Source organism: Salinimicrobium oceani (assembly GCF_012037645.1).
The window spans coordinates 1-495 of record NZ_JAAVJR010000463.1 but is presented as its reverse complement, the minus strand read 5'-3'; the positions used below and the strand labels follow the sequence as shown (position 1 = coordinate 495).

The following is a 495-nucleotide window of genomic DNA, read 5'->3' as shown; positions in this document are numbered from 1 at the left end:
ATCTGGTTGGCAGCACCAAAAGTCTTGGCATTTGCACTACCAAATTCAGCAATTAAGTCATCCTCCAGTTCAGTAGGATTTACTGGCTGGTCAAAGCGAATTGTATAACTTCTTCCCCCAACAAAATCCACTCCCTGGTTAAGCCCCTGAGTAAGTAAAGAGCCCAAACTCACAAGAATAAAGATCCCGGAAACCACGTAGAAGGTCTTTCTCTTTTGAAGGAAAGGTATAGTAAGGTTAGTGAATAGATTTTTAGTCATTCCGGTAGAGAACTCAAGGTTCTTTTTCGGATTCCTGGCATAGTTGTCAATGAACAACCTGGTGATGAAGATCGCAGTGAATAAGGAAGTCGCGATACCAATTAATAAGGTAGTTGCAAATCCTTTTATAGGACCTGTACCAAGAACCAAAAGGATCAAACCGGTTAATGCCGTTGTTATGTTCGCATCAAGAATAGAAGAAAGCGCATTGCTAACTCCATCCCTGGGAGCATCC

At 42.0% G+C, this 495-nt stretch carries 1 pseudogene; it reads right to left on the bottom strand.

What is annotated here, in order from left to right:
* A pseudogene (locus HC175_RS17755) lies at positions 1 to 495 on the bottom strand (protein translocase subunit SecDF); the annotation flags it as partial.